Raw genomic sequence first — 26,819 nt, 5'->3', positions numbered from 1 at the left:
ACCGATCACAACATAAATCCAGACCTTGCCGACGATGTCCTTAACCGCATGAAAGCCCGCTTCGATCCGATCCGTCCAGGTCTGTTCATCAAGGGGCAAGACCGAGGGGTCGGTCCGAATTTTCATGACCCAATCTTCGACATAGGGCTCCAGATTGAGCTTGCCGAGCACCCAGCCCGCAACGATAGCAATGGCCAAACCGGTGCCGAGATAAAGGGCGGCCACCTTCCAGCCAAGAAGGCCGTAAAGCAGCACCAAAGCGATCTCATTGACCATGGGGGCCGAGATCAGAAAGGAAAAGGTCACGCCCATGGGGACGCCGGCCGTAACGAAGCCAATAAAGAGCGGAACTGCCGAGCAGGAGCAAAAGGGTGTGACGATGCCGAGCAAGGCGGCCAGCACGTTGCCAGCCGATTCGCGTTTTCCGGCCAGTACGCGCCGGGTGCGCTCCGGCGTAAAAAAAGTCCGGATGACGCCCACGCCAAAGACCACCAGGGTCAGCAGCATGAGCACCTTGGGCGTGTCGTAAAGCAAAAATTCGACGGAGTCGCCAAGATGGCTTCCCTGGGCGATCCCCAGAACATCATAGGTCAGCAGGCGGGAAAACCCGGGCAGCATTCCGTACACCACCCACCAGACGACCAGGGCCGGCGCAAGCAGCAAAAGATAGCGGACAAGCTTCCCGTTGTGCGGGTGTGCGCTTTCGGCCACGGCTTCTTTGGTACAGCAGGTCATTTTCCCAAGTGGTTCCATATAAACATCTCCTCAATTGCCGCTGACGCGGCCGGGCCGACAGAGCAGCCCACCAGATTCACGCAGGCCTTTCGTGGAAACGTGGTCAGGACAGATTGGCGAAATGCGGGGCCGTGGCCATGGCAGCCGCCAGCACACGCTCCTCGGTCACGGGGCTTTCCCCTTTTTTAAAACCCAGATCAGCCAATTGCACATGGGCGAAGTCGGTGAATCCGGCCTCTTCCAGCGACTTGCGGGCGCAGTTAAGGGGACAGCCATCAATGGCCACGATTTTGGACGCTGCTTCCGTGGTCTTGAGGATGCCGCTGACGCGACCGCCGATACCGGCCAGACAGAACATCTTGGCCACACCGTCCGCTGTGAGTTTCCTAGCAACTTGATCAGCCAAGGCCCCGACATCGGCACCGCCGGAGCAGGCGAATACGAGTTTGGGAGCGGCGGAACAGCAGCAGCTTTTTTTCTCGGACATGGTTTTGTCTCCAGTGTTTTGCCATGACGACCTCCTGGGAGAGGCAATCTAGACAGTGTTTGTATGTTTTGCCAAATGGAAAAATATCAGCACAAAAAAATTACCCGGGATTCGATTCTGAAGGCTCACATGGCGTGTGCGAATAAACACGTTGGACGCATGCGAAGAGTTGCAAAACGCAGGGGGTCAGCAGGCGATAGTATACCTGCACCCCTCTCTTGTCCGAAGCGATGATCCCTGCTTCGCGAAGCAGGCTCAAGTGTTTGGAAATTGTCGACATATCCACACCGACCATCTTCGTCAATTCGCAGACACAGCGTTCTCCGCGCGAAAGCTCGTCAACAATAAACAGGCGGGTTTCCTGGCCTAATGCCTTGAAGACCTTGGCTTGTGACGAGAATTTTCGCGTTGGCATCGACTCTCCATTGCTCAATCTTTTCTATTTGGCAAAATAGCCAAAAGCAGGTCCTTGTCAAGCTCCTTATCGCAGCGGGAGCGGATTGGGTTGTCGCTCAACCGAAAACGCACTCCCGACAATTTTGCTTCAAAGAAAATGCTGCTATCTATTGTATTAGCAGCCGGCTGTCGATGTTGCTTGGATTATGCCTGTGCAGGCACACCAAAGGCAGTATGCTCAAACTTGTCAACACTCTGGATACCATCGCAGCAATCGTGGAACTCTCCAAATTCATCTTCTTGCCCCATGCATTGGAGGAGTCCCATGCTCCATAAGCAATCGCCGCAGGGAACTGTTTCGCCGTAACAGTCATATTCGAAATCAATGCTATTGATGTCTTCACAGGGATACACATTGCATCCAGGGCAATGTGGGTATCTTTTATGCATGACATCAGCGCGAAATGCTTTATAATTCGAGCGATTCCATATTTCAGATAGCGAATCCTTGGATAAATCTCCGAATACTTTATGAGCGACTTGCTTCTCTCTCCCATAGAAATAACAGTTAAAGCTTCGCCATAGAAAATGGCACGGAGATACCTTGCCATCCCAGGCAATAAACGCACCCCCCTGTTTGACTCCCAAACAGGCGTGCCCGCTGACTGGCCTTACAGACGGCAGAAGAAGCCGAAGGCCAACAGCATCGGCAACGGCCTCTGCCTTGCGGAATACCGCCTCCACCGGACCAACATCATCGCCATCGGTCAGATTCGCAACATGGAGCGGGATGTCGTTTTCAAGTGCCTGGGACACCATCCGCTGGACAAAACTAACCAACCGCAGGTCTTGCGGCGTCTTGTGATACTTCCACAGCACGTTGAAGTATTGTGTAATATTTATTCCCTCTTGGCGCGCCCGGTCAGACCAAGCCTGGTAAAAATACTTCGCCGAATTTGTATTGATCCCAAAGACCGTCTGATTCGCCACCGTAGAACTAAAAGGCAAAACATGGGACACGACAAGCTTGGTTACGCCACGCTTGGCAAGCCATGCAATGATCGCAGGAAGTTCCGCGATGTTGTCGCGCATGACAACGAACTCCGCGCCGACCTCCAGTGCGTTCCCCGGGTGCTCCTTTTTCGCTTGAGCCAAAGCAGCCAACGCACGTTCGACATGCCCCAGGCTGCCTCCATTCCGGACGGCCTTGAAAAGCTCCGGAGAAGTTGAGTCCACGGAAAGAAAGATTCTGTCCAGCCCGGCAGCAATGAGCGAGGAACAACGAGCCGTATCGAGCAGGTGCCCGTTGGTTTGAAAACCTACCCAGCTTTGGGCAGGCATCAAGCGTTTGCCCGTTCGTATAAATTCTTCGAGCAGCGGATGCAGCAGCGGTTCGCCTATGCCATTGAGGACCAGAGCTTGAAGGTGCTTAAATTCTGGTGCTAACGCATTGAATGTTTCTGAAAGCATATCGCCGTCAATTGACTTCGCAGCTCCAGATTGCTTTACGCATATGGCGCAACGAAGATTGCATCTGGACGTCACCTCGACAAAAAGTCGCGAAGGGTGGTCTCCCTGCGACAGGTCCTCGTGTGGGTTGTCAACGCTTGTCATTATGCGCCTCGATTATAGCATACTCATAAAGAACGCTTTCTAGCATTTTCAAGAACTGCGTACGATAGTGCTTGATGTGTTATTATCTGGCACATCCGGCCGCAGGATTTATGCATTTTTTTGGATCACACCCTTGGACTTCGACCCCATCAACTTCGCACACTGCCACATATGGACTCAAGAATTTGACGCTTTCCATGTGACTTGGCAAAACTAGCCACACTTCTGTTGGGGTTGATTCTACAACATGAACTGTGACGCCTTCTGGGACAACCACGCCTTCTTCGGCCAAAACTTGCTTTGATTCAGCAAGTAATCTGTTCTTATACTGAGGGTTGGAAAAAGATTTTTTTACAATCGAATTCCAATTGTTGATATCCACCTTGTCCTCCAGTTTTTACGTAGTTCATTCAACCGACATGACGGCCAATAACAAGACTTCAGTGAGCTCCTTACCTTCAGCAAAATAGCCCTAATAGACAGAATCCGTGGCGTAAACAGTCGAAAGATGCACACGTCAGAATGTTACCGCTCGGGCGGACAGGCGACATGACAGACGCCGGTCGGCGTTTCCACCGCATACGGAAAGTACTTGCGCCGGAAAAACAGAGCGACATTCACAAGCGCGATCAGCACCGGTACCTCCACGAGGGGGCCGATCACTGCGGCAAAGGCCTCGCCGGAATCGATGCCGAAAACGGCAATAGCTACGGCAATGGCCAGCTCAAAATTGTTGGATGCGGCGGTAAAACTGAGCGTCGTCGACTGTTCGTAAGTCGCTCCGGCCTTGGCCGAAAGATAAAACGAGGCCAGAAACATGAGCAAAAAATAGATGCCAAGGGGGATGGCGATGCGCACGACGTCGAATGGCAACTGCACGATGTATTCACCCTTGAGCGAAAACATCACCAGGATGGTAAAGAGCAGAAAAACGAGGGTCAGCGGGCTGATTTTTGGAACGAAGACGGTTTCATACCAGTGTTCGCCCTTCATTTTGAGTCCGACAAACCGCGTGATCATGCCGGCAATAAACGGTATGCCAAGATAGATGAAGACACTTTCGGCGATCTGTCCCATGGAGATGTCGACCACAACACCCTCAAGGCCGAACACTTTGGGCAGCACCGTGATAAAGAAATAGGCGTAGACCGAAAAGAAAAGTACCTGAAAAATGGAGTTGAAAGCCACCAGCCCGGCGCAGTATTCCCGGTCACCTTGGGCCAGATCGTTCCAGACGATGACCATGGCGATGCAGCGGGCCAGTCCTATAAGAATCAGACCGACCATGTATTCGTGATGTCCCGAGAGAAAGGCAATGGCTAGAAAGAACATCAGCACTGGACCGATGATCCAGTTCTGCACCAGCGAAAGAGCAAGCACTTTTCCGTTACGAAATACCTGCCCCAACTTCTCGTACTTCACCTTAGCCAGCGGTGGGTACATCATCAAAATGAGTCCCAGGGCTATGGGGATATTGGTTGTCCCCACCTGAAAGGCATTAATGATGTCTTTCGTTCCAGGATACAAATATCCCATCCCGACGCCAACGAACATAGCCGCAAAAATCCACACGGTCAGGAAGCGATCAAGAAAGGACAGCTTATTTACAACGCTCTCACTCATAACGATCCTCCTGGGGAACTGCTATCCGCAGTGGGTACCCGTTTTTGTTTTCAAATATTTACGGAGTCTTGCCTCATCTGCGATGGCGATTTCGTGGCTGCCAAGATTCTCGTGCAACGCTTCCATCACCCTGATGAGGATGGGATGACGCGGGATGGAGAGTTTGTAATACATCCATTTGCCGCCTCGCCTCCCACTAACCCATCGTTCGTTTTTCAAGTAGCTCAAATGCCTTGACACTTTTGGTTGTGGCAGTTCAAGCGACTCCGTTAAATCGCACACGCACAATTCCCCAGTCCGGAGCAGATTGAGCAAGCGCAACCGGGTCGGGTCCGCCAAGGCTTTTAATCCTGCAGCAAGCTCGTTCATGACCCCTCAAGTATTCGTTTAGGCGAATTTGTCAATATGTTTTGGCAAGCCAAGCATGGACAACCCCGACAGTTCTTTGGGGTTAGGGTTGCCGCGCAAAAACCCTCCAGCCGGGAGAAATTCTCTTTTTTAAGAAGCCCCTTGCAACAGCCTTTATATTTGGCTATGCAAATATACAAGCATCACGAATGTTCTTATTTTCGTGTCTTCCTCTATCTCTTCGAAATAATGGCTGAAAAGGGGAAACGCCATGAGTCCAAGCCTTCCTTTAGAAGACCCGCTTGTTCGCATGCACCGGGAACTTGCCCGGGCGCTGAACAAAGACCCGGACAAGGCCAAATGGGTCATGGTCATTGACTTGGCCCGGTGCATCGGCTGCCACGCCTGCGCTGTGGCCTGCGTTTCGGAGAACAAGCTGCCGCCGGGCGTGGTCTACCGTCCGGTCATGGAGGAAGAGATCGGCGCTTATCCTAACGTACGCCGCCGGTTTCTGCCTCGGCCCTGCATGCAGTGCGAGAATCCCCCCTGCGTCGCGGTGTGTCCGGTCACGGCCACCTGGAAAAACAAACAAGGCGTTACCGTCATCGACTACGACCGTTGCATCGGTTGCCGCTACTGCCTGACCGCCTGTCCCTATGGCGCGCGCTGCTCGGATTTTGCCGGCTTCTACACCAACGCCACAGCCGAGGCCGACGGCCTGATTCTCGGCCGCAAGGCCGCCGCCAAGGGGTACGAGGACGCCGCCGCCCCGGAATATGGCAAGGCCTGGCCCCCGCGCGGCCATGGTTCGCCTATCGGTAACGCCCGCAAATGCCATTTCTGCCAGCACCGTCTGGCCGTGGGCCAGCTCCCCTCCTGCGTCACCTCTTGCATCGGCCGGGCCACGGTCTTTGGCGACGCCAACGATCCCGCGTCCTATGTCCGGGAATGCATGGGGTCGCCGCGCGTGTTCCGGCTCAAAGAAGAGCAGGGCACCCAACCCAACGTCTACTATCTGGCTTAAGGGAGGTGCGATATGGCCTATACGAAACGCTCCAACCCTCTGCTCATTGTTGCCGGCCTCGGGTTGCTCGCCGGCCTCTATGGCGTCTTTGAAGCGCTGGTCTACCGAACGGAACCCACGGGGCTGGGGTCGTATGTGCCCTGGGGACTTGGTGTGGCGCTGTATCTGCTCTTTCTGGGGCTGTCGGCCGGCGGGCTTCTCGTCAATTGTCTGGTCTACATCCTTGGGAAGAAGGAACTGGACCGCATCGCTGGCGTAGTCACCTATGCAACACTTTTAACGGAAGTCTGCGCCGGCATCGCCATCGCCCTGGACCTTGGACACTGGGAGCGGATGTACCGTTTTATCGTCTCTCCCAGCCTGACCTCACCCATGTTCTGGATGCTTATTTTCTTTAATGCCGTCCTTCTGGTTTATGCCATAAAGGCCCTGGCCATCGTGACCAACAATCAGCCTCTGGCCCGATTGTGCTCGCTCGTTTCGATCCCAGTAAGTCTGTGCTTCTACGCTACGAACGGTTATTTTTTCTCCATCATCACCAGCCATCCGGCCTGGAGCGGCGCATTCACCACCATCTGGTTCGTGCTGGCGGCCCTCTTGTCCGGCGGCGGGCTGGTCACCGCCCTAGCCTGGTTTAGCCAGGACGAATCCGAAGTCACGCTGCGCCTGGGCCGGACCCTGGCCGTGCTCCTGGCCTGTTTTCTCATCTTTGAGTGGTTGTATTTTTCGGCCGGCTACCGGGGCGGACGCCCGGACATCGCTGCGGCTCTGACCGCCATGCTGACCGGGCAAGCGGCCTGGAGCTTCTGGCTTCTCCATATTGGTCTGGGACTTTTCCTGCCCTTGGCCCTGCTGCTTGTCGGTCGCAATTCACCCGCCGCCGTGGCCTGGGCTGGCCTGTGCATCGTGGCCGGCTTCCTGGCCTACCGCTACGCCTTCGTGGTGGCTCCCCAGTCCGTGCCCATGCTGCCGGGGCTGGATAAGGCCTGGCAGGACCCGCGCCTGACGTTGACCTACACACCGACTCTTGGCGAATGGCTGCTGACGCTGTGGGTCTTTTCCCTGGGTTTGGCCGGCTTCGTTGTCGGTCCGCGTTTGTTCCCACGGCTTTTTTCCCGGCCGGCCTGGCTTCAACCCTTGGCCCGATGAGGTGACGCCATGGATCGCAGATGTTTTATCAAGACTTCAGCCTTGCTTGGCGGCACCTTGGCCGTCTCGGGCTGGCTGCGCCCGGACTCTTTGGCCGACGCCTCGGCCTCCACTTCTCCATACACCGGCAACATGCCAGAAAATATGATTTTCTCAGCCTGCCAGCAGTGCAACACCCAGTGCGGCATCAAGGTGAAGATTAAAGATGGTCAGGTGGCCAAGATTGACGGAAACCCATTTAGCCCCTGGACCATGACGCCGCAGCTGCCCTACGCCACGGCCATGGCCGAGGCGGCCAGCTTCGACGCCTCCCTGTGCCCCAAGGGCTATGCCGGCATCCAGACGCTCTACGACCCTTACCGCATCGTTAAGGTGCTCAAGCGGGCCGGCAAACGCGGTGAGAACAGGTGGAAGAGCATCCCCTTTGAACAGGCCGTGGCCGAAGTCGTGGCCGGCGGCGACCTGTTTGGCGAAGGGCATGTCGATGGATTAAACGCCATCATCGCCTGCCGCGATCCCAAGATTGCCGAGGCCTTGCAAAAGGACACGGCCGATGTCCTGGCCAAGAAGCTCACTTTGGAAGATTTTAAGACCAAACAGGCCGCCAATCTCAAATACTTGATCGACCCGGACCACCCGGACCTGGGACTTAAAAACAACCAGTTCTGCCTCAACTGGGGCCGGCTCAAGGGCGGGCGCAGCGAACTGATCCGGCGCTTTACCGATTTCTCCTGCGGCTCTTACAATTACCACGGCCACACCACGGTCTGCCAGGGTTCGCTCTATTTCTCGGGCAAGGCCATGTCGGATCAGTTCGTGGAAGGAAAATTCACCGACGGGTCCAAGTTCTACTGGCAGGGCGACACCGGCAATGCCGAATTCCTGCTGTTTGTGGGAGCCAGCCCCTTCGAGGCCAACTACGGACCGCCGCTTCGGGCCGGCAAGATCACGCGGCTCCAGCACGAGGGCGTCAAAGTCGCCGTAGTGGACCCGCGCTGCTCCAAGGCTGCCTCCCGGGCCTGGAAATGGCTGCCCAACAAACCCGACGGCGTCGGTGCGTTGGCCCAGGCGATGATCCGCTGGATCATTGAGAACAAGCGCTTTGACGAACGCTACCTCAAAAACGCCAACAAGGCTGCGGCCAAGGCCGACAACGAGCCGACCTGGAGCCAGGCTTGCTGGCTGGTGAAGCTCGACGCCAACGGCAAACCCGGCCCGTATCTGCGCGGCTCAGACCTGGGTGGGACGCCGGAAAAGCGCCCGAAAAAGGACGGCAAGGGCGATTGGGACTTCGATCCCTTTGTCTGCCTGGACGATGCCGGCAACCCGGTTCTGTTTGATCCCAATGACGACAAGAGCGTGGCCGAGGGACAGCTCTTGTGGAGCGGCGAGCCCAGCGGTGTCCCGGCCAAGACAGTCCTGCAGATCTACTGGGAGGAAGCGAGCGCCAAACCCCTGGCCGAGTGGTGCAAGCTGGCCGGCCTGTCCGAAGTCGACGTCGTGGAAGTGGCCAGGGAGTTTACCTCCCACGGCAAGCGGGCCGTGGCCGACCTGCACCGGGGCGTGTCCCAGCACACCAACGGCTTTTACAACGTGGTAGCCTGGTATACGGTCAACACGCTGATCGGCAACCACGACTGGATGGGCGGCCTGTCCAAGGCCACCAACTTCAACTACGACGGTGCCGCGCCGGGCAAACCCTACGACTGTACGGCACATCCGGCCAAGCTCAAGGGCTGGGGAGTGTCAATCATCCGCCATCAGACGGCCTACGACAAATCCACGCTCTTTTCCGGCTATCCGGCCAAGCGCGTCTGGTATCCGTTTTGCTCCGACATCTACCAGGAGGTCATCCCCTCGGCCGGGGACGGCTATCCCTATCCGCTCAAGTGCCTCATGCTCTACATGGGCACCCCGGTCTATTCCCTGCCGGCCGGGCACGAGATCGCCAAAATCCTGGCCGATCCGAAAAAGATTCCGCTGTTCATCACCTCCGATATTACGGTTGGCGAGACGAGCATCTTCGCGGACTACGTCTTTCCCGACGTGACCTATCTGGAGCGCTGGGAATTCGTAGGATCGCACCCGTCCATGACGCCCAAGGTGGGGGCCATCCGTCAGCCGGCGGCCGCGCCCCTGACTGACTCCTGCACGGTCTATGGCCAGCAGATGCCCATCTGCCTGGAGTCCATGCTGCTGGGGCTGGCCGAAAAGATGGGACTGGCTGGCTTTGGCGAAAATGCCTTCGGTCCGGGCCGACACCTCAAGCGTATGGACGACCTGTACCTGCCCATGTGCGCCAACATGGCTTACGGCGACAAGGCCGACGGCTCGGAGAAAATCCCGGCTGCCGACAAGACCGAGATGGACATCTTCCTGGCCGCGCGCAAGCATTTGCCGGCCACGGTGTTCGACGCCAAGCGCTGGGAAGCGCTGGTGGGGCCGGAGTTGTGGCCGTCGGTAGTGGCCATGCTCAACCGGGGCGGGCGGTTCCAGGCTTATGACAAGGCCTACAAGGATGGGCAGCTCGTTAATAAGTACGGCAAAATGGTGGGTCTGTACTTCGAGAACATGGTCAAGGCCAAGGACTCCATGACCGGCAAGGCCTACCTCCCCTACGGCGGCTATCTGCCCTCGCCCCTGGACTGCACGGACAAGCCCCTCGACGACGCGGCCGCCGGCTATGACCTGACCATGATCACCTACAAGGCCGTGACCCAGACCAAAAGCCGCACCTCGGGCGACTACTGGCTCCAGGCCCCGTATCCGGAAAACTTCGTGGAGCTGGCGGCAGCCGACGCGGCCCGCCTGGGCTTCAAGGCCGGCGATGCGGTCAAGATCGTTTCGGCCTCCAACACCGAAGGGGTGTGGGATCTGGGACCGTTCGGCAAAAAGTTCATGATCGGCAAGGTCCGCATCCTGGAAGGGCTGCGTCCGGGTGTCACCGCCTTCTCCCTGGGGCACGGACACTGGGCCTACGGCGCTGGGCAGTGGCAAATTGACGGCCAGGCCATTACGCCCGACCCGCGCCGGGCCACGGGCGTGCACGGCAATGCGGCCATGCGGGTGGACCCAGTGCTCAAGAACACCTGTCTTGTGGACAAAGTGGGCGGCTCGGCAGTGTTTTACCAAACCCAGGTGAAACTGGTGAAGGTGTAGCGGCAGCGCGGCGCATACGGGCTGCCCTGGTAGTGCGTTCGGGCAGCCCGTTTTGATGTTGCCGCGTCAGTCCAGGCATCGTTATGCCAACCGAACAAAGCCACTCGCTTAAAGGAGTATCGCGTGAAAATACTTCTCGCCTACGACAACTCCGATTATGCCGAAGTTGCCATGGAGCGTGCGGCTAGGCTGGCCCAAACGCTCGACGCGCAATTATTTGTCATCTCTGTGATCCCGGAACTCAGTTGCTCGGCGGCTGGATTTCCGGAAGGCTACTGCGAGACGGTAAACAACGCATTCGCCAAAGAATGCAAAGAGCTGTTGGACAAGGCTTGCGCGTTACTGGCCGACAAGGGGATACGCGCCCAGTCGATACTGGAATTTGGGCATCCTGCGGGCAAAATCCTGGAAGCCGCCGAGACACTTGACGCGGACCTGATCGTTCTTGGCTCCAGAGGAACACATGGCATTGAGCGGTTTCTCCTCGGCAGCGTCTCCAGCAAAGTTGCGGCCCACGCCAAATGCGATGTTCTGATAGCCCGTAAACGCTGACAGTATTTCCGTCTCACCCCTCCACCTGGCTGCCCCGAAGTCCTCCCCGGGGCAGCCATTTTTGGGGTAGACATGATGAATGCGTCGGGGATGGAGTCTGTATCGGCGTTGTGCCCAACCTCCAACTGATGCGAGGCTTGACGCATCAGTTTTCGGTGCCCACGGCACTCCACCGGGAACATCCTCCCGGTTTGACGACAAAATCCGTGATGCTTCCCCGGGCATCCAACTCCAACTGGCAACAATCCTCGATCATGCGTCGCATTTGCAGCCTCGCCCGCAAAACGCGGGACTTGACCGCAGCCAGGGAGATACCCAGCCGGCTGGCCACCTCCCGTTGTCGCATCCCCTCGTAATCGGCCATAACCAATGGTGCTCGCATCTTCTCCGGCAAGGCTTCGATCATCGGCTTCAGGCAAGCTCCCATTTCTTTGGGGGAACCCACACTCGGGTCAGGGCTTGCAGAGGCCAGCGACGGCGGGAGTTCGACCGTGGGACGCTTGCCGCGATAATGGTCGGCAATAGTTGTTCGGGCAACCGCGAAAAGCCAGCCTCGCGGTTGCGTAACATGGCTTTGTGCCAAATGAGATAAGGTCTTTAAGAATACGTCTTGCAGGATATCGTCCACGGCAGCCTGACAAAGCACCCGCCGGGTGATGAAAGCCCTGAGTTCATCCCGATGCGCAATCCACATGATTTCCAGCTCTTCCTGCATGACAACCGTCCCTAAGCCTTGACGGCCTCGATGCTCGCCGAGGCAAGGCTATTCTCCAAGTTAAGTCCCGGAAGCCACGCCGCAAGCAGTGCTTTGGTTTCCGGCCGTGGACGGATGGAAACTTGCCTGAATCCGGCTTCTCGCATCATCGCTTCGAGCACAACAATTCGCTCGGCTCCGGCCACACAGGCCGCATGCAGCTTGATGTCCCGACGCACCGTTTCGGGGAGTTCCTCCGTCGCCACGATATCCGATATGGCCAGTCGCCCGCCGGGCTTGAGTACCCGATACGCCTCCCGGAATACCTGGGCCTTGTCCGTGCTCAGGTTCACCACGCAGTTGGAAAGCACGACATCGGCGATGCCGTCGGGGACCGGAAGATATTCGATCTCGCCAAGGCGAAACGACACGTTGCCGCATTGTGCAGTTACCGCATTTCTTCTCGCTTTTTCAACCATCTCCGGCGTCATGTCCACACCGATGACGCGCCCGGTTTCCCCCACCTGTCTGGCCGCAAGAAAACAGTCGAAACCACCGCCGCTGCCCAGGTCCACGACAACCTCGCCCGGGCGTAATGCGGCTATGGCTTGCGGATTGCCGCAGCCGAGGCCCATGTTCGCCCCTTCCGGGACACTTTGCACTTCCGCCGTGGCATACCCGGCCATCCGAGCCAAATCCTCCGATGAAGTGGCGCTGTTTGGGCCACCGCATCCGCTCCCGCAGCCACAGCCGGACTTCCCGGACAAGGCTGTCTCGGCGTATTTTGTACGGATTGATTCTCTGATCTCGACATCGCAATGCTCTTTCATCTGAGTTCTCCTGTACCCACAAAATGTGCGGCTTTTGGAGGAAGACGGAATCCGAGAAAAAAGGATGCAGAACTTTCCTTCCTTTCGGAAGACACACCAACACTCAATATCCCTACAGAAAAGTATGGAATTGCAGTGGTTTGTAAGATTTGTAGACACACTCTGTGTATGGAAAATGAGCATACAACTAAATAACTGCATGATTATCTTACACAATCGAGATGCGTCGATGCCACAGTGCTGTAATTATGGACAAATTTGTTGGAACAAAAAATGCTTAAGGGGAGGCAAATCTCCGAGTTGGTCAGGGGGGGCAGGCGTTCGGAATGAGCCAATCCTCGAAGAATATTTTCCAATGAGGCTTATTACTCTATTGTGAATATTTCGGAGGCAAAAGAATGCATTGGCGGACGTATCGCGGCTACAAGCATCCTGACAAAACAATTCACAAGCCATCGGTCTCGCAAAAATCTCTGGGATTAGTCGGTTTTCAAAAGCAATATTTAAAGGAGAATGCCCCTTGGACGCATTTTTTTTCTTTGCAATTTCTGCCTCAATGGTATTGACGTACCTAGGGCACAGAAAGCAAGCCATTTATATTCTTGTCGCACTCCTCCCTGTCGTTATCATGTGGTATGTTTACAACATCAATTTCTATTTAAATATATCCCTCTAAGGACTATGAGATGAAAATTTCGAAGTTTATAGTTTTTTGTAACCTTGTCTGGATTACTGTGATAATGTGTGTCTTACTAGGATCGCTTTATATCCAATTCTTTATTGGCGAACAGCCGTGCCGTTTGTGTACTTGGCAAAGAATGGCCATGTTTATTATCGTTACATTGCTGCTCATGAACATAAAGTTTGGCCAAAGAGCAAGCCACTATGGGCTAATTATAATTTTTTCTCTGTTTGGAGCTTCTGTTTCTGTTCGGCAAATTCTTTCCTATATAATGCCTGGAAACCCAGGATTCGGCCCTGTTGTGTTTGGAGTCCACACGTATACTTGGGCATTCCTTGTGTTTATGAGCTGTATCCTAGCTTCAAGCTTGACGCTTGTTATGGGTGCTCAAAAAAATCATGAGGAAACAATAGTTTTATCTCGATACAAAAAAGGATTTTTTGGTCTAGCTGTGGGGGCATGTCTTTGTTTTTCGGTAGCTACATTGTTCCAATGCGGATTGAACGTGTGTCCAGCTGCTACCGAATTTAATGTTACTGCGCAAAAAGTGTTGAGTGCAGAAGAAGCCTGCTGCCCAGCCGATAAAAATAAATAACCTTGCAACAACGGAACGACTAACACGGAGTACATTGTGACTATTAAGCGCCATATTGTTTTGGCTATATTTTTTTTGCTTGGTCTAAGCAGTCTCGCATTAGCAGACGTTCAAAATTGCGATACGGAAACAATGAAGTCTGTCATTTCCGAGAATGCTAACAATAAAAACTTCGTAGTAATTGACGTAAGTCCAACAGTGTCTTACGAAAGCAGTCATCTTGAAGGAGCCATTTCATTGCCGGCAGAAAGCCAAAACTTTGAAGAAAACATACAAAAGCTCGACAAAAACAAAAGTTATCTCGTGTATTGCCATAAAATGAAATGGACTCCAAAGGCCATCGAGGTCATGAAAAGAAATGGTTTTGAAAACCTCTTTGCTTCGGCAGAAGGGAAAGAGGGTTGGATGAAGGCTGGCAATAGTGTAGTCACTCAGACAGCGAATCAATTAGATACAAAGTCAATGAAGAAATTCATTGCGGAAAACAAAGCAAATGATAACTTTGTCATTCTCGATGTAAGCCCCGCGCCGGCTTTTGCGCAACGCCACATCGACGGGGCAATAAACATGCCTGCAAATCATCCTGATTTTGAAAAGAACATCCAGATGATGGATAAGAGTAAGACCTACTTGGTCTATTGTTTTGCAGGACGGTGGACTCCACAAGCAATAACTTTTATGAAGAGTAATGGCTTTAAAAACGTGATCGCCTCATCAGAAGGTCTTTCTGGGTGGGAACAAGCCGGCAATAATGTTGTCTTAGGTGATGCCAAATAAGATATTCGGCCTGTATGGGATCAAAGGCGTACACTTTGCAAAAAATCAGCCCTGGGGCCAGCGAGAGGAGCTAACACCTCTTCCGCTGGTCTCAAACATACAGTATGCCGTTGACCCCGGGCATTGGTCAGCGTACATACTTAAACAGGGCCAAGGAGTTTTTAAATGAAAAAATACCTATTGCTTTTAACTGTACTAATTTTTCTTTTTAGCACGTCATACTCTGTTAGCGCCGAATCACTCCCTGATGGATTTGGCGATCTAAAGTTTGGAAATCCAGTTCCGGAAGAATTGCTCGGCAAAGATAAAGCAAAAATAGCCAATCACGACAAGAACTACTCGATACGAACAGACCGTCGTGACAATTTTTTTGGAATAGATGTAAAATGGATTGATTATTCTTTTGTAAATGACGTATTTTATGAGGCTAGTTTTGAAACGGATGCAATGAGCATAGACCAGTATAAGAATTTAGTCGCTCAAGTCTCAGCGCGATACGGACCGCCTCTTTTGTCCGGAAGTCTTGTCCAGGGTGAAATCATCGATCTCTGGCAACATGACGGAAAAAGCTTACGGTTTCACACCGCGAGTGTTTCAAACAATATGACAATCGTTGTCGAAATTAGCCAAATAACTAATGACATGAAGTGCTCATGTATCCAGCCATGATTGGCGGCCAGTAAAAATATCCTGCCATCATAAAAGATCGTTTCTATTCCATCATATTTTTAAATAAAATGTTTAATTTCAAGGCTTATGGCTTGGTATTTTTTCAGCTAGCAGTTGTATCTTTTCAAGTATAGTTCTTGTCCGTGAGTTTCACAACGATTCCTCCTGAAGTAGAATGGCAGAGATAACTCTCGTAAACGCCATGCACAGCCTTCGCGTTTAAATCTAGACTTTCAGTTCGCTTGAAAACGCACCAGCCAAATCTGGTGGGTGGATCATTCTCGCTGTTAGCGCGAGCTGATTTGCGTTGAAAGTATACACAGATCAATTTTGAGCTGTCATAATGGTCACTATCTATACAGTTCAGCGAACATCACCGTGGCTCATTCTCCCGCAATAGACTGCATTCCTGGACTTAAACTGCTATGGCACGGATGCTGCTAAATTTGTGCAGGCTCTGGGCGCTCGCCTCTCCACAACCAAGCGACTCCGGTTGCGGCCGGATATCCAAAGGAAGGTTTTATCATGCGCGTTAAGACGTTTCATATTGCACTGACTGCTTTGGCTGTTCTGGCTATGACTTCTTCCCTGGCCCTGGCTCGCCCCGGCGGCGGACCTGGCGCGGGGCAGGGCGGCTGCTCCAACATGGGGGGCGGCATGTCTCAGCTAACCCCTGAAAAGCAGGCAACCTTTCAAAAGCTTCGTGACGCATTTGTTGCCAAGACAGCGCAACTGCGGGCCGAGCTTGGCGTGAAAATGGCGGAACTCAACGCTTTGTCTGTGCCCCAAAATCCCGATCAGGCGAAGATAGACGCCCTGTCCAAGCAGATCGGCGATTTGCAGGGCAAGCTGTTGTCCGAGCGAACTCAGTTTCGTATCCAGGTGACAAAGGATGTCGGCCCTGGGATGGGAAGGGGAATGCGCAGCGGCATGGGCGGTGGTATGGGAAGCGGCATGGGAAGCGGCATGGGTAGCGGCATGATGGCAGGCTACCAGGGCGGTGGCCGTCAGTAGCCACACAAAGACACTCCCTGAGCCGGCGGTCCCTGCTGCCGGCTCAGGGTCAATCAAATACCCATCCAGCTATGTGTGCGACCTACAGAATCTTTTTCATGGGCGGTTGGCAAACGCTTGGGGTGATCCTTGTTGGGCTTGCAGCCGCCGTGATCCTGGTCCGAATGTTTCATCCTCCCAAGCGGTTTGATTTTCGCCGTGGAGCTGCCGCCGACCGAGACGACGCGTTACGCATCCTGCGCCTGCGCCTCGCCGAAGGTGCAATAACCCCTGATGAATTCGAGCGACTGCGAAGAGCCGTTGATCCCCTGGAAAGCGACGGGAACAGATAGGCCGTTGGGCTAATCGTTCGTTAAGGGCATGGGCGATCCCTCCCAGACACACCTCCCTCATCCGCCTCCATTTTGCTGGCCCCCAACCGATCATCCCACCCCTTGCCCTAGTGAAGACTTCTCTCCCCCGACATTCTCAAGGAAACCAGGGAGGACGAGGCGGAAAGCCCAAGATATCGGAGATTGGCTTCCGTCCTAAGGCCTGCTTACGGCCAGGGTGCCGCCCCACTCATTGCGCGGCGATGCCCACGCCCCGGTAGCCCAAACGATGGGGAATCCCTGGGTGGTAAAAAGCCTCCTCCCACCACGCTCGTCAAACTCTGACAAAGGGTCTTTAATGCTGCACACTGGGAGGAATTGGTTCTAGCCGGATTCCTGTCGCTTCGTTACCCACCTGCCCTGCAGCAGTCGGTGCTCTTCCCCGTTATACACTCTTTCGCAGCGAGTGAATCCAGGCAGGCGGGAGGCGAGGCAACTGCCCCGCCCATGAGTTCCCGGCGCATCAGATCCATGAAGGCGGCCAGCGGCGGGGAGAGCCATTTGTCCTTGTGGTGCAGCATGAGCACCGCCGTCTCCAGGATCGGCCCGGCCCAGGGCAGCAGGGCCAGGCGACCGGCGGTCAGGTCGTCCCGCACGGCCAGGGCCGGCAGGATGCTCACCCCCAGCCCGCCGGCCAGACAGCCCCGCAGGGCTGCGGCGCTGGAAAATTCCAGGCTGGCCGCCGGGCGCACCCCGGCTTCGGCCAGCATGTGTTCAAATGATTTGCGCGTGGCGCAATCCGCCGTGGAGAGTGCCAACGTTTCGCCGGCCAGATCTTCCACATTGCAGGGGCCGCCGTGCGCCAGCCGATGCCCAGGCCCGGCCACCAGCACCAGGGGTTCCACGCCCAGGGCCTCCACCACCAGATCCCCGGCCCGGACACTGTCGGCCATAAGGAAGGCCAAGTCCGTCACGCCTTGGCGCAGATCCTTCTCCAGCCCGTCCAAGGTGCATGAGATAAAGCGCAGCTGCAGATGCGGAAACTGTTCCCGATACCCGCGAATCAGCCCGCCCATGCGCCAGGCGCAGAGCGACTCCGGCACCCGGATGCTCAACGCCCCGCGCGCCTCAGAGGCCCCGGCCACCCAGGCCCGAGCCTCGTCTTCCAGGTCCAGCAGCTTGATCGCGAATTGCTGCAGCCGCTCCCCTGCCTCGGTGAGGGCTACGCGCCGGCCCAGGCGGTCAAACAGGCGGACCTGCAATTCCTCCTCCAGGGCGGCGATGCGTGCCGAGACCGTGGACTGCGCCGCGTGCACCTCCTGCCCTGCCCGGTGAAAGCTCAAATGCCGCGCCACGGCCACGAAGGTTCGCACATCACGCAGTTCCATCCGGCCTCCCGTATGCGAGCAGTGTGTTCGGAAATTTCGATCGACCCTTTCGGATATATTCGTTGGAACCGATCGTCGGGCTGGTCTAAACAAAAAAACAGATCAATTCAACTCGCCGGACGGGCCGGAACCAACCCGCCCGGCACAAGCACGGAGCATGGACATGGAAAGACAAGACGTTGAACTGCGAGCTGAAGCTTTGTTTTGCAGCGGGCTGAACTGTGCGGAATCGGTGCTGGCGGCGGTGCTGGCCGGTCAGGGACTCGAGCCAGAAGGTGTCACGCGTTTGGGGACGGCCTTTGGCGCGGGCGTTGGCCGCAGCAAGGCCGAGGTGTGCGGCGCGCTCTCGGGTGGACTCATCGCCCTGGGCTATCTGCAGGGCCGCAGCAACGGGGACGAACGCTGGGACAACGTGGCCGCCCTGGCCGCCGGGGTGCGTCGTCGGTTTGAAGCCGAATTCGGCTGCACGACCTGCGCCGCCGTGCTGGCGACTCTCGGCACTCAGGAAGACATGGACAAGTGCATCCAGCTTTCAGCCAAAACTGCCGGCTATTTCCACGATGCCCTGCGCAATCCCCAGGCGGTGGAGACTGCGGCTCCCTGCGGCTGTTCAGGACGGCAAAGCACGCCCGCCAGCACCGGTGGATGCTGCTGTGGGTAAGGGTTCGCATATTACGATGTTCTATCCGGCCTCCCGTATGTGAGCAGTGCGTTCGAAAGTCTCGATCAACACTTCAGGCATATTCGCTAAAACAGATCAATTCAATTCGCCGGACGGGCCGAAATCAACCCGTCCGGCACAAGCAAGAAGCATGCACATGGAAAGACAGGACATTGAACAGCAAGCCGAGGACTTGTTTTGCAGCGGGCTGAACTGTGTGGAATCGGTGCTCGGGGTGGTGCTTGCCGGCCAGGGACTGGAACGAAGGTGTCACGCGGTTGGGCACGGCCTTTGGCGCGGACGTTGGCCGCAGCAAGACATAGTTGTGCGGCGCGCTCTCGGGTGGACTCATCGCCCTGGGTGAACACGGGGCTTACGCAGGAAACCAGCCGCCTCATGAAATCGGTCAACTTGTGATTGGCATTTCGTGACTTGCGGCGTAGCGCCAGAGAGGCTCTGGCCCGTTCCCGGCGCTGCACCGGCCAATCCACTCCCAAAATCGGCAATATGACCTAGAATCCACTCAACTTCACAAAACTTGTAGCGGAATGGCCAGGGACAGCGCAAAAGATGCGAATACCCTCGGCCAACACCTCTTTTACGCCAGGAAAACGACTTCCTGGGATGTTCATGAAATATCCGGGCTAGGACTTACCGGTTTTTTCGGCACAAAGATTCCTGCAAGTCCGGCTCCAGGAAAACCGGTGCCGCCTCACGGAGTGTTGCATAAAGGGTTGACCGAATTTTGAAACAGAATTAGACTTTTGATACGTTTTTGAAACGCAAAAAACCAGGACAGATGGCTCTAGTGCAAAAACGACCGTTTTTGAGGCAACGCCGTCAGGACTCCACGCCCAGGCTCTCGCCATTGAGGTGAAGAAGTGAACAAATATATACGCTCTGCGACAAGAAGCATTAACACGTCACTCCCCGTTGAAATATCTGATGTGCAATTTGAAAAAATATTAATATCTGGCGAAAGTGATGACAAATGGGCTTGTCATGTAAAGATTTTCCTTCAAGAATCCCCCGTGGAGCTTATTCACAACCTCGTCTTATCTGGGGCAACTGACTTCAGGACTCTTGAAAGCCTTTATCTTCACTATGCAAGTTCTTCACACGCGAGGAGTTGGGTTCATGAAATGGCAAAATAGTTCCATAAATTCCTGGAAAGACTTATTGCTCTCTGCGATTCCAGCATTAAACGAATTGCCCAAAGAACTAGAATGGGAGTTAGGTGGCGGAACAGCGTTGATGTTGTCGATTAATCACAGACTAAGCAAAGATGTTGATATTTTTTTTGAAAATGCAAGAGCACTCAAGCTTCTAGCTCCCAGCACAAACGAACGAACCAGGCGTATTTGCGATGAGTGGCAACAGCCAGGTCATTATATTAAATTAGTAAAATACGACAAAGGCGAAATTGATTTTTTAGTAAGCAGAACATTCGAAGACAGCCCAGTAAAATTATATAATTTCTCACACAACGGCATTGTGCAAGTTATAAGAATTGAAACACCAAAGGAAATTTTGTCTAAAAAAATTTTCCATCGCGCCTCTCAATTTACTATTAGAGATATATTTGATGTTGCAGCTGTTGTAGAGAAAGATAAATTAGTCTTGAATCGCCTGAGCCCTGACGTCATTGAAAAACTGCCCCTGGCAATTGATAGAATTAAAACATTACGAAATGAATATAAAATTGACATTGAAAAGTATGTCATGCCGATTGAAGTCTCAAATAATGTGTTAAGCGAAGCTCCGGACATAGCTATTGAAAAGTTGTCAAAAGAACTCGAAAGAGCGGAGAAAGAGGAGAGGAAACTGAACAATGACTTTGGACTTTAGAATCGACAATCCCCTTTTTCCTGAGAAGAACTAACGTGCTTAAAATGTATAGAGCAGAGTAAATGATACTTGGATACGCAAGAATTAGCACTGACAAACAAGATCTTAGTTCCCAGATAGTACGTTTAAAACAAGCTGGGGCCAAGCGTATCTACCAGGATGTCATGAGTGGAAAACGCTTCGACCGACCGGGATTAACCGAAATGATGGAGTTTGCGCGAGAGGGGGATACCCTCTGTGTGGTACGCCTTGATCGCTTGGGGCGCTCCATGCGGGAACTCCTGGAGATAATGGACCGCCTTAAGGCCCTCAAGGTGGGTTTCAAATCCCTGGAGGAACAGCTCGACACTACTTCGGCAGCTGGTTCCTTGGTCTTTCATGTTTTTGCCGCATTGGCCGACTTTGAGCGCGGCCTTATAGCCGAGCGAACTCGTGATGGCTTGGCCGTGGCCAGAGCCAATGGTAATATGCCTGGTAGGCCCAAGATCGACGACGCCAAGATCAAACTTGCTCAACGCCTCCTGGCTGAAGGCCATTCCAAAGCCGCAGCGGCCCGGGCCGCAGGCATCAGCCGAGCCACCTTCCTTCGTCGTCTTGCGCAACTATAGAATCCCACGGTCAAAACGGCCGGAGCTTGGGGTTCTCCAGTTTCTGCGGATATGGGGCCTCTTCTTGTGTAAAACTGTTGATTGGGAGTTGGGCTATCGAGTATTTGAACGTATTCCGTCACCAACGAAATACATAGGTGAGCAACGGGAAGTTACAGGTCAGTTAGGATATTTTGCGATGTTGAGCGATTCAACCAATGACGGCTTGAGACTGCCAACGTTTCGAATCATTGTTGATAGCGTTAGGATTCATGACATTCAACGTGTTGAGTTTACGGCAGAGGAATATCGTGACTCGTGTCACCACTCGATGGAATGATAAAAGTCTTGACAAATTGGAGGTGTAAGGTCCTTTACTTTTCGTTATCTCAAAATTTTGTTTTTCTCGTTACAAGGAGAGCAGGATAGGAAAATATTAATTTTTTTAAAATGCGACGATGACATGGCAAGGCGCTATCATTAGTTAATGTTGACCAACAGCAACACCTTTACGCACTCGTCATGTTTTATTGATTGAATTCATCCACCCTCATGACACGTTGATCCGGAGAGGACAAAAATAATTTCCAACTTGATCTTTTCTAGAAAATAATGTAAAGTGTTTTAAATTTGAAACTGTAGTCTAGAGAAAATATTGCAAGGCAGGCATTGCATTGAATCGGTTGAATTTATGAATACTGTGCTTGACGACATATATTCCAAGCTTGATTTTTGCAGCGGCGCATTAAGAGATGCCGCTCTTTTTCCTGTTTTTGGAGAGAACGATCAAGATTGGCTTGAAAAAGGAGAATGGTTGGCAGCCGGGAAACGAGCTGGAGCAGAAAAAATTTTTTTTGTCAACAATAACCCTGTTGTCGTTTTTGCAACTAGCGAAGATAATACTGACGCAAAGGCAAAATTATTTAATAGTGTTTGGTGCCTTGGAAGGCCAAGGCTGCTATTTTTAAGCACTCCAACTGAACTTTCTATATATGATCTTGCTAAGCCACCAGTAAACATGAGCTCTTCCAAGAGAACGACAAGATTAAAATCTCTCGAAACTATAAAGTTAGCCAGTGAAGTACTATCGAGGCTTTCTCAATTCAACAGAGAGCAAATAGAATCTGGTAAAACATTTGCAGATAAACGCTTTGGCAATATTAGCGGGAGAGCTGATCGCTCGCTTATTCGTGATCTAAAGACGGTCAGGCGTGAACTTATCGACGCCGGCCTGTCCGGAAATAAGGTTAGATTTGCCCATGCACTAATTGGCCGGTCAATCTTTATAAGATATCTTGAAGATCGAGGGGTATTAACTAGAAAGTATTTTGAAAATATCGCTCAACGCAATACCGAATGGGTTGAATTACTTACCCTTCCAAATGATAACGATGGAGGAGTATATTCTGGCAAAGACGTACTTTATCCAAAGGTATTGAACTCTATCGAGTTTACCTATGCGCTATACGCCCAGCTCTTTATAGATTTTAATGGGGACCTTTTCCCTAATATAGAATTCGAAAAAAAAATTGTAACCCAGCGTCATATAAATCTTATCAGGGATTTGTTGTATGGTGATACTGGGATTCAAAAAAAATTATGCTTTTACTGCTATGATTTTAATGTTGTTCCATTGGATCTAATAAGCTCAATATATGAAGAGTTTTATCATCTCCCATCAGGAAAAACAAACAAAAAAGCTAAAGAGGATGGTGCATTTTACACACCAAATGCTCTCGTGGAGTTTGTTCTTTCTCGTATTTTAACACCTCAAGTTCTAAGTACAAATCCGCGTATAATTGATCCTGCGTGTGGATCTGGTATATTTTTGGTTGAATCCTTCAGGAGAATAGTTCGTTTTCAGTTGGTGACAAAAAGACGACGACTAACTTTTGTTGAGTTGACGACTATTTTAAAAAATCAAATATCCGGCATAGAAATTAATGAGGAAGCCGCACGTATCACCGTATTCAGTTTGTACCTGGCTATGCTCCATTATCTCGATCCGCCTGCTATAATTGACTACATTAACAATAAGAACACTTTGCCGCACTTGATAGCCTCAAGAGAGAATAGAGCAAATGAATATAACACAATTTTTTGGGGCAATGCTTTTGATGAAGAAACAATAAAATCCAATCCAGAATGGATTAATAAATTTGGCCAGGAATGTGCTGACATTGTAGTCGGTAATCCTCCTTGGGGGGCCCCAGGACCTAATGCTGACAAGGCAACTAGGGAGCGGCACAAAACTGTTCTTGAATGGTGCTCTTTCCATAAAAAGCCTATTGGCGATAACGAACCATCTCAGGCTTTTTTATGGAGATCCCTGGATTTATTAAAAACAGGAGGGTTTTGTTCGCTTTTAGTTTCTGTGGGGGTATTATTTAAGCACAGTACAACTACAACAGAGTTTCGGGAGAAATGGTTTTCTGAAGCGAACGTTTCTGAGATCTACAATTTTAGTCATGTCAGACGCTTTTTCTTTCAAAACGTAGTCTCCCCATTTATCTCTATTATTTTCTCAAAGGGTACGCCAAGAAATAAACAAGTTGTTTACTACTCTGCGAAAGAATCTTTATACATCAACAAACTTCAAGCAATATCGTTTTCCAATTATGATATAAATTTAATCGATTACAGTGACTCGACGTTCCATTGGACATGGAAAACTTTTTGGTTTGGTAGAGTTAACGATTTTAGACTTATCAAGTACTTAAAGCATGCCCAGCCTCTGGTGAATCTAGTTGACAGAAAGCGCTCTGGCCAAGGATTCAAGGAGGCAAGTAAGGCCTATGGTGTTGAGAAACTAACAAAATTTAATAAGATGCTAACGGTACAAAGTTTTTCGCGCTATGATCCTTTAAGATTTGAAGATCTCCCCCCCAAAGTCGAGCGGTTTGGTGTGCTAGATATTTATGAAGGAGCAAGGCTTCTTGTAAAACGAGGAATAGATGAATCAGATTCGACTGCAAAAGGGAAAATTGTTGCACGTTACGAAGATAGAGTTTTTTGCTTCAAAAATTCTGTTTATGGTCTAAAACTCAAAGACACGAATCATGAGGCTTACAAATTAGTCCTTGGCATACTCTTGTCATCACTTTCTAGATATTTTCTATTCCATACCTCTTCGAATTGGGGAGTGTGGCATCACGAGATTTATCTAGATGAGCTTTTGCAACTCCCAATAGTATATGATCTCTCTAGTGCTACATCGAAAAGCATCGTCAAAATTGTAAGCAAACTTTTAAGTTTGCCTGGAAACAATTTGGAACAAGCTTTAGAAAGATCGAGTGATTATAGTATAATCAAAAAACTTGAACATGAGTTAGACATGGCTGTCTATAAACTCTACGAACTTGACCAGGCGCGTATTGATTTAATTGATGATTTTTGCAATATAACGCTGCCATTTTTGTACAGCCCGCTCAATAAAGACGGCCAGATGTTAGTTACTTCTCAGAAATTCTCAAAATTTATAGAGGATTATATTTCAATATTTTGTAAAAGATGGAAAGTATATCTAGAAAAAAATGAAGAGATGCGCGCTGAAGTGCATGTAGAAGATCTTGGGTCCATGATAGGCGTTGAATTCTTTCCATCCGATTCAAGTGATCCGTGGGATCTTATACCTCAGAAAGACACTTGGGCTTATTTGTTGACTCAGATTAAAAACAACTCTTTTCGCAATGCCGGGGCAACTAATGTTTTTTTTGAAAATATTGTCCATAGTGTTTCACGAAATTCTATCATAGTTATCAAAAAAAATTCACTAAGATTTTGGACAAAAAGTATGGCTCGAGAAGATGCAGAAACAACCTTATGCAAGCTCATGTCTATACTTTCACAATAGGTGGGTTCTGTGGCCAGAAAACTTTTTTCATCTTTTTACGATATATGGTCTCGTCATGAAGCTGTCTATTCAAATTTATTCAAAGAAGCATTAATTTTATTGGCCAAAAAAGATCGTTTAAATGGTGACGAAGATGCCCTTTGCGAACTGTTGTGTCCTATTCTTAACCGCTTATGTTTTGAAAAAGGCAAGAATGGTGGTTGTGAAGTTCAAGTCCCTTCCTGGGAAAGACCTATTCATCCAGTTTCTAATGGCGAACTTACAGGTGGCAAGATTCGGAAAAGGCCTGACTTTACCTGTACGCTTGTCAATTCATTCGCTCTAACTGAAGAAGATTACGAGATACCATTGCACATAGAATGTAAGCGACTTGGCATGAAAACGAGTTCCTCATGGATATTGAATGAAAATTATGTTAAAAATGGTATCTTTAGATTCGATTCTGGAGTGCACAGGTATGGCAATCGTGCGCCTTCAGGAGTAATGATCGGTTTTATTACTAGTATGGACCAAAATAAAATTGAGTCAGAAGTAAATAAATTTATCTCCAAATTATCAGAGGCCAAGGATACGCTATCTTTTTCTTTTTATGGAGAAAATTTATTTACTTCTATACAAGTATGGAATAGAAAAACTCTAGCCCCTAGGGATTTTAAGCTCATACACTATTGGATAGACATGCGCAAATCTTATGTTAGTTAGTTGTTGCATGTGTAACAAAATCGAGTCGTTGTGCTTGTCGGTATATCAAGTTAAACAAAGCTGATTGTACAATCTATCGTTTGTGCACATTAAAAACCCACTTCTTCCATTATCGCAATGGAATAAGTGGGCTTGCTATAGAGCTTCCTCCGCTAAACCAGACACCCCGCAGTTGCTGACAAGCGGATGAACTCCCCGGATGGGACCCTTTGCGCGAGGCACTTCGTTATAGTCCTCGGACCAGTCCGCCAGTTGACTGAGGACGGTCTGCGCGTCCGGGTGTCATGGACGGGTAATTGCGTATGAGGGGCTTTAGGAACGCCTCAGCCATGCCGTTGCTCTCGGGGCTTCTAACCGGCGTAAATCGGCTGATCAGGCCTTGCCATGCCGCAAACTCAACGGTGTCCTTGGCCGCGAGACAGGAACCGTTGTCCGTGAGCCATTCGACTCGATACGGTGCGTGGCTTGTTCCGAATCGTTTCACGTTGACCACCTCGACCGTGGAAAACTCGTTAGCACTCTGTCTGGACATACTTGCTTGCTCCATTCGCCGGACTACCGCGAACGCTATGCTGACAATCTGACCAAGGAACTGCCACGTATCCCGTGCGTCAAGACCACTGCCGACTACTGGGCCTTCAGCAAAACTGGTCGCGCAATAGCCCATTGGCATCTGCGCTATGAGACGATCGAACGATATCCGCTTGTCATCCAAGGCGGAGGCGTGGGCCTGACTGACGCCGACTACCGGGTGGCAAGATGCGCGATGGCAAAAAGGAAAGGAAACTGACCGCACCACCCTCGTCTACAACCACAAGATCACCCTGACTGGCATTCCCGTGGAAGCCTATGACTACGTGGTCAACGGTAAGACTGCCCTGGACTGGGTGGTGGAGCGGCAATGCGTGAGGACCGACAAGGCCAGCGGCATCGTCAACAACGCCAATGACTGGCTATTGAGACGATGAAGAATCCTCGTTATCCCCTGGAACTTTTTCAGCGTGTAGTACCGTGAGCCTGGAGACTATACGAATCATTAATGGATTGCCGGAATTGAGTATTTAAAGCGAGCAGTAGTCGGGCACAAGGTTTATTTAGTCTGGCAGCTACTCAAGCGTCCA

The 26,819-nt window shown here is 51.6% G+C and carries 26 protein-coding genes and 1 pseudogene; 16 read left to right on the top strand and 11 right to left on the bottom strand.

Features of this window, described 5'->3' with window-relative positions; translation table 11 throughout:
• The 7 genes from NY78_RS20295 to NY78_RS24035 form a co-directional block, all read right to left on the bottom strand.
• The coding region (locus NY78_RS20295) for a permease (protein WP_043640328.1) at nucleotides 1–753 on the bottom strand (753 nt) is incomplete at its 3' end.
• Between the two features lie 85 nt (nucleotides 754–838).
• Nucleotides 839–1,222, bottom strand: coding sequence for a putative zinc-binding protein (locus NY78_RS20290; protein ID WP_043640316.1), 384 nt, complete (start codon nucleotides 1,220–1,222; stop codon nucleotides 839–841).
• 100 nt (nucleotides 1,223–1,322) lie between these two features.
• Nucleotides 1,323–1,637 carry an ArsR/SmtB family transcription factor gene (locus tag NY78_RS20285; RefSeq protein ID WP_043640314.1) on the bottom strand — a complete coding sequence of 105 codons (315 nt, stop codon included), beginning with the start codon at nucleotides 1,635–1,637 and terminating at the stop codon, nucleotides 1,323–1,325.
• A 185-nt stretch (nucleotides 1,638–1,822) separates the two neighbouring features.
• Nucleotides 1,823–3,232 carry a radical SAM/SPASM family putative metalloenzyme maturase gene (locus tag NY78_RS20280; RefSeq protein WP_043640311.1) on the bottom strand — a complete coding sequence of 470 codons (1,410 nt, stop codon included), beginning with the start codon at nucleotides 3,230–3,232 and terminating at the stop codon, nucleotides 1,823–1,825.
• An 82-nt stretch (nucleotides 3,233–3,314) separates the two neighbouring features.
• Nucleotides 3,315–3,614, bottom strand: a complete 300-nt coding sequence (locus NY78_RS24040; RefSeq protein ID WP_082140131.1) for a nitrile hydratase subunit alpha — start codon at nucleotides 3,612–3,614, stop codon at nucleotides 3,315–3,317.
• Between the two features lie 143 nt (nucleotides 3,615–3,757).
• Nucleotides 3,758–4,855, bottom strand: coding sequence for an ACR3 family arsenite efflux transporter (arsB, locus tag NY78_RS20275; protein WP_043640308.1), 1,098 nt, complete (start codon nucleotides 4,853–4,855; stop codon nucleotides 3,758–3,760).
• Between the two features lie 21 nt (nucleotides 4,856–4,876).
• Complete coding sequence (locus tag NY78_RS24035; RefSeq protein ID WP_082140130.1) at nucleotides 4,877–5,224, bottom strand: ArsR/SmtB family transcription factor; 348 nt, start codon at nucleotides 5,222–5,224, stop codon at nucleotides 4,877–4,879.
• Between the two features lie 250 nt (nucleotides 5,225–5,474).
• On the opposite strand from NY78_RS24035, the gene NY78_RS20270 reads away from it, so the two are divergent.
• From NY78_RS20270 to NY78_RS20255, 4 genes are all read left to right on the top strand, one after another.
• Nucleotides 5,475–6,227: a 4Fe-4S dicluster domain-containing protein gene (locus NY78_RS20270; RefSeq protein WP_043640306.1), complete on the top strand. Its 753-nt coding sequence runs from the start codon at nucleotides 5,475–5,477 to the stop codon at nucleotides 6,225–6,227.
• Nucleotides 6,228–6,239: 12 nt separating this feature from the next.
• Nucleotides 6,240–7,376 (top strand): NrfD/PsrC family molybdoenzyme membrane anchor subunit, encoded by a 1,137-nt coding sequence (gene nrfD / locus NY78_RS20265; protein ID WP_043640303.1) that lies wholly within the window; start codon nucleotides 6,240–6,242, stop codon nucleotides 7,374–7,376.
• A gap of 9 nt (nucleotides 7,377–7,385) precedes the next feature.
• The gene (locus NY78_RS20260; RefSeq protein ID WP_043640301.1) at nucleotides 7,386–10,535 is read left to right on the top strand and encodes a molybdopterin-dependent oxidoreductase; all 3,150 of its coding nucleotides are present in this window, start codon (nucleotides 7,386–7,388) and stop codon (nucleotides 10,533–10,535) included.
• 123 nt (nucleotides 10,536–10,658) lie between these two features.
• Nucleotides 10,659–11,087, top strand: a complete 429-nt coding sequence (locus tag NY78_RS20255; protein WP_043640298.1) for a universal stress protein — start codon at nucleotides 10,659–10,661, stop codon at nucleotides 11,085–11,087.
• A 145-nt stretch (nucleotides 11,088–11,232) separates the two neighbouring features.
• On the opposite strand, the gene sigZ is transcribed toward NY78_RS20255, so the two are convergent.
• Complete coding sequence (sigZ, locus tag NY78_RS20250) at nucleotides 11,233–11,802, bottom strand: RNA polymerase sigma factor SigZ (protein WP_053062282.1); 570 nt, start codon at nucleotides 11,800–11,802, stop codon at nucleotides 11,233–11,235.
• 11 nt (nucleotides 11,803–11,813) lie between these two features.
• The gene (gene arsM, locus NY78_RS20245) at nucleotides 11,814–12,611 is read right to left on the bottom strand and encodes an arsenite methyltransferase (protein WP_043640295.1); all 798 of its coding nucleotides are present in this window, start codon (nucleotides 12,609–12,611) and stop codon (nucleotides 11,814–11,816) included.
• A 686-nt stretch (nucleotides 12,612–13,297) separates the two neighbouring features.
• Between arsM and NY78_RS24030 the strand changes: the two genes are divergently transcribed.
• From NY78_RS24030 to NY78_RS25905, 5 genes are all read left to right on the top strand, one after another.
• On the top strand, nucleotides 13,298–13,888 hold the full coding sequence (locus NY78_RS24030) for a disulfide bond formation protein B (protein WP_082140129.1): 591 nt from the start codon (nucleotides 13,298–13,300) through the stop codon (nucleotides 13,886–13,888).
• A gap of 36 nt (nucleotides 13,889–13,924) precedes the next feature.
• Nucleotides 13,925–14,665, top strand: a complete 741-nt coding sequence (locus NY78_RS23290) for a rhodanese-like domain-containing protein (RefSeq protein WP_082140128.1) — start codon at nucleotides 13,925–13,927, stop codon at nucleotides 14,663–14,665.
• A gap of 165 nt (nucleotides 14,666–14,830) precedes the next feature.
• A complete protein-coding gene (locus tag NY78_RS24910) occupies nucleotides 14,831–15,334 on the top strand; it encodes a hypothetical protein (protein ID WP_156181026.1) in 504 nt (167 codons plus the stop codon).
• Nucleotides 15,335–15,859: 525 nt separating this feature from the next.
• A complete protein-coding gene (locus NY78_RS20235) occupies nucleotides 15,860–16,348 on the top strand; it encodes a periplasmic heavy metal sensor (RefSeq protein ID WP_043640292.1) in 489 nt (162 codons plus the stop codon).
• Between the two features lie 71 nt (nucleotides 16,349–16,419).
• Nucleotides 16,420–16,680, top strand: a complete 261-nt coding sequence (locus NY78_RS25905; protein ID WP_082140127.1) for an SHOCT domain-containing protein — start codon at nucleotides 16,420–16,422, stop codon at nucleotides 16,678–16,680.
• Nucleotides 16,681–17,066: 386 nt separating this feature from the next.
• Here the strand turns inward: NY78_RS25905 and NY78_RS20230 are convergent, their stop codons facing one another.
• Complete coding sequence (locus tag NY78_RS20230; protein ID WP_082140126.1) at nucleotides 17,067–18,047, bottom strand: LysR family transcriptional regulator; 981 nt, start codon at nucleotides 18,045–18,047, stop codon at nucleotides 17,067–17,069.
• A 163-nt stretch (nucleotides 18,048–18,210) separates the two neighbouring features.
• Here NY78_RS20230 and NY78_RS20225 point away from each other — a divergent pair, with 163 nt between their 5' ends.
• The 5 genes from NY78_RS20225 to NY78_RS24905 all read left to right on the top strand — a co-directional run bounded on the left by NY78_RS20225 (nucleotide 18,211) and on the right by NY78_RS24905 (nucleotide 25,698).
• Complete coding sequence (locus NY78_RS20225) at nucleotides 18,211–18,708, top strand: C-GCAxxG-C-C family protein (protein ID WP_043640289.1); 498 nt, start codon at nucleotides 18,211–18,213, stop codon at nucleotides 18,706–18,708.
• A 1,137-nt stretch (nucleotides 18,709–19,845) separates the two neighbouring features.
• Complete coding sequence (locus NY78_RS24020) at nucleotides 19,846–20,556, top strand: nucleotidyl transferase AbiEii/AbiGii toxin family protein (RefSeq protein ID WP_197084286.1); 711 nt, start codon at nucleotides 19,846–19,848, stop codon at nucleotides 20,554–20,556.
• A gap of 62 nt (nucleotides 20,557–20,618) precedes the next feature.
• Complete coding sequence (locus NY78_RS20215; protein WP_043640283.1) at nucleotides 20,619–21,164, top strand: recombinase family protein; 546 nt, start codon at nucleotides 20,619–20,621, stop codon at nucleotides 21,162–21,164.
• A gap of 670 nt (nucleotides 21,165–21,834) precedes the next feature.
• Nucleotides 21,835–24,996, top strand: a complete 3,162-nt coding sequence (locus NY78_RS24015; protein ID WP_082140124.1) for an HsdM family class I SAM-dependent methyltransferase — start codon at nucleotides 21,835–21,837, stop codon at nucleotides 24,994–24,996.
• Nucleotides 24,997–25,005: 9 nt separating this feature from the next.
• Complete coding sequence (locus NY78_RS24905; protein ID WP_156181022.1) at nucleotides 25,006–25,698, top strand: hypothetical protein; 693 nt, start codon at nucleotides 25,006–25,008, stop codon at nucleotides 25,696–25,698.
• A gap of 152 nt (nucleotides 25,699–25,850) precedes the next feature.
• On the opposite strand, the pseudogene NY78_RS24010 reads toward NY78_RS24905, so the two are convergent.
• Nucleotides 25,851–26,179, bottom strand: a pseudogene (locus NY78_RS24010) (IS3 family transposase); the annotation flags it as partial.
• Between the two features lie 57 nt (nucleotides 26,180–26,236).
• Between NY78_RS24010 and NY78_RS25645 the strand changes: the two are divergent.
• Complete coding sequence (locus NY78_RS25645) at nucleotides 26,237–26,488, top strand: type ISP restriction/modification enzyme (protein WP_043640274.1); 252 nt, start codon at nucleotides 26,237–26,239, stop codon at nucleotides 26,486–26,488.
• The gene (locus NY78_RS25845) at nucleotides 26,433–26,666 is read left to right on the top strand and encodes a type ISP restriction/modification enzyme (protein WP_331428933.1); all 234 of its coding nucleotides are present in this window, start codon (nucleotides 26,433–26,435) and stop codon (nucleotides 26,664–26,666) included. The genes NY78_RS25645 and NY78_RS25845 overlap by 56 nt, the downstream gene beginning before the upstream one ends.
• Nucleotides 26,667–26,819 lie beyond the last annotated feature (153 nt).

The organism is Desulfovibrio sp. TomC, from assembly GCF_000801335.2.
Lineage (GTDB): Bacteria > Desulfobacterota > Desulfovibrionia > Desulfovibrionales > Desulfovibrionaceae > Solidesulfovibrio.
Note: the sequence above shows the minus strand (reverse complement) of the source record. Positions and strands in the feature narration are given on the sequence as shown.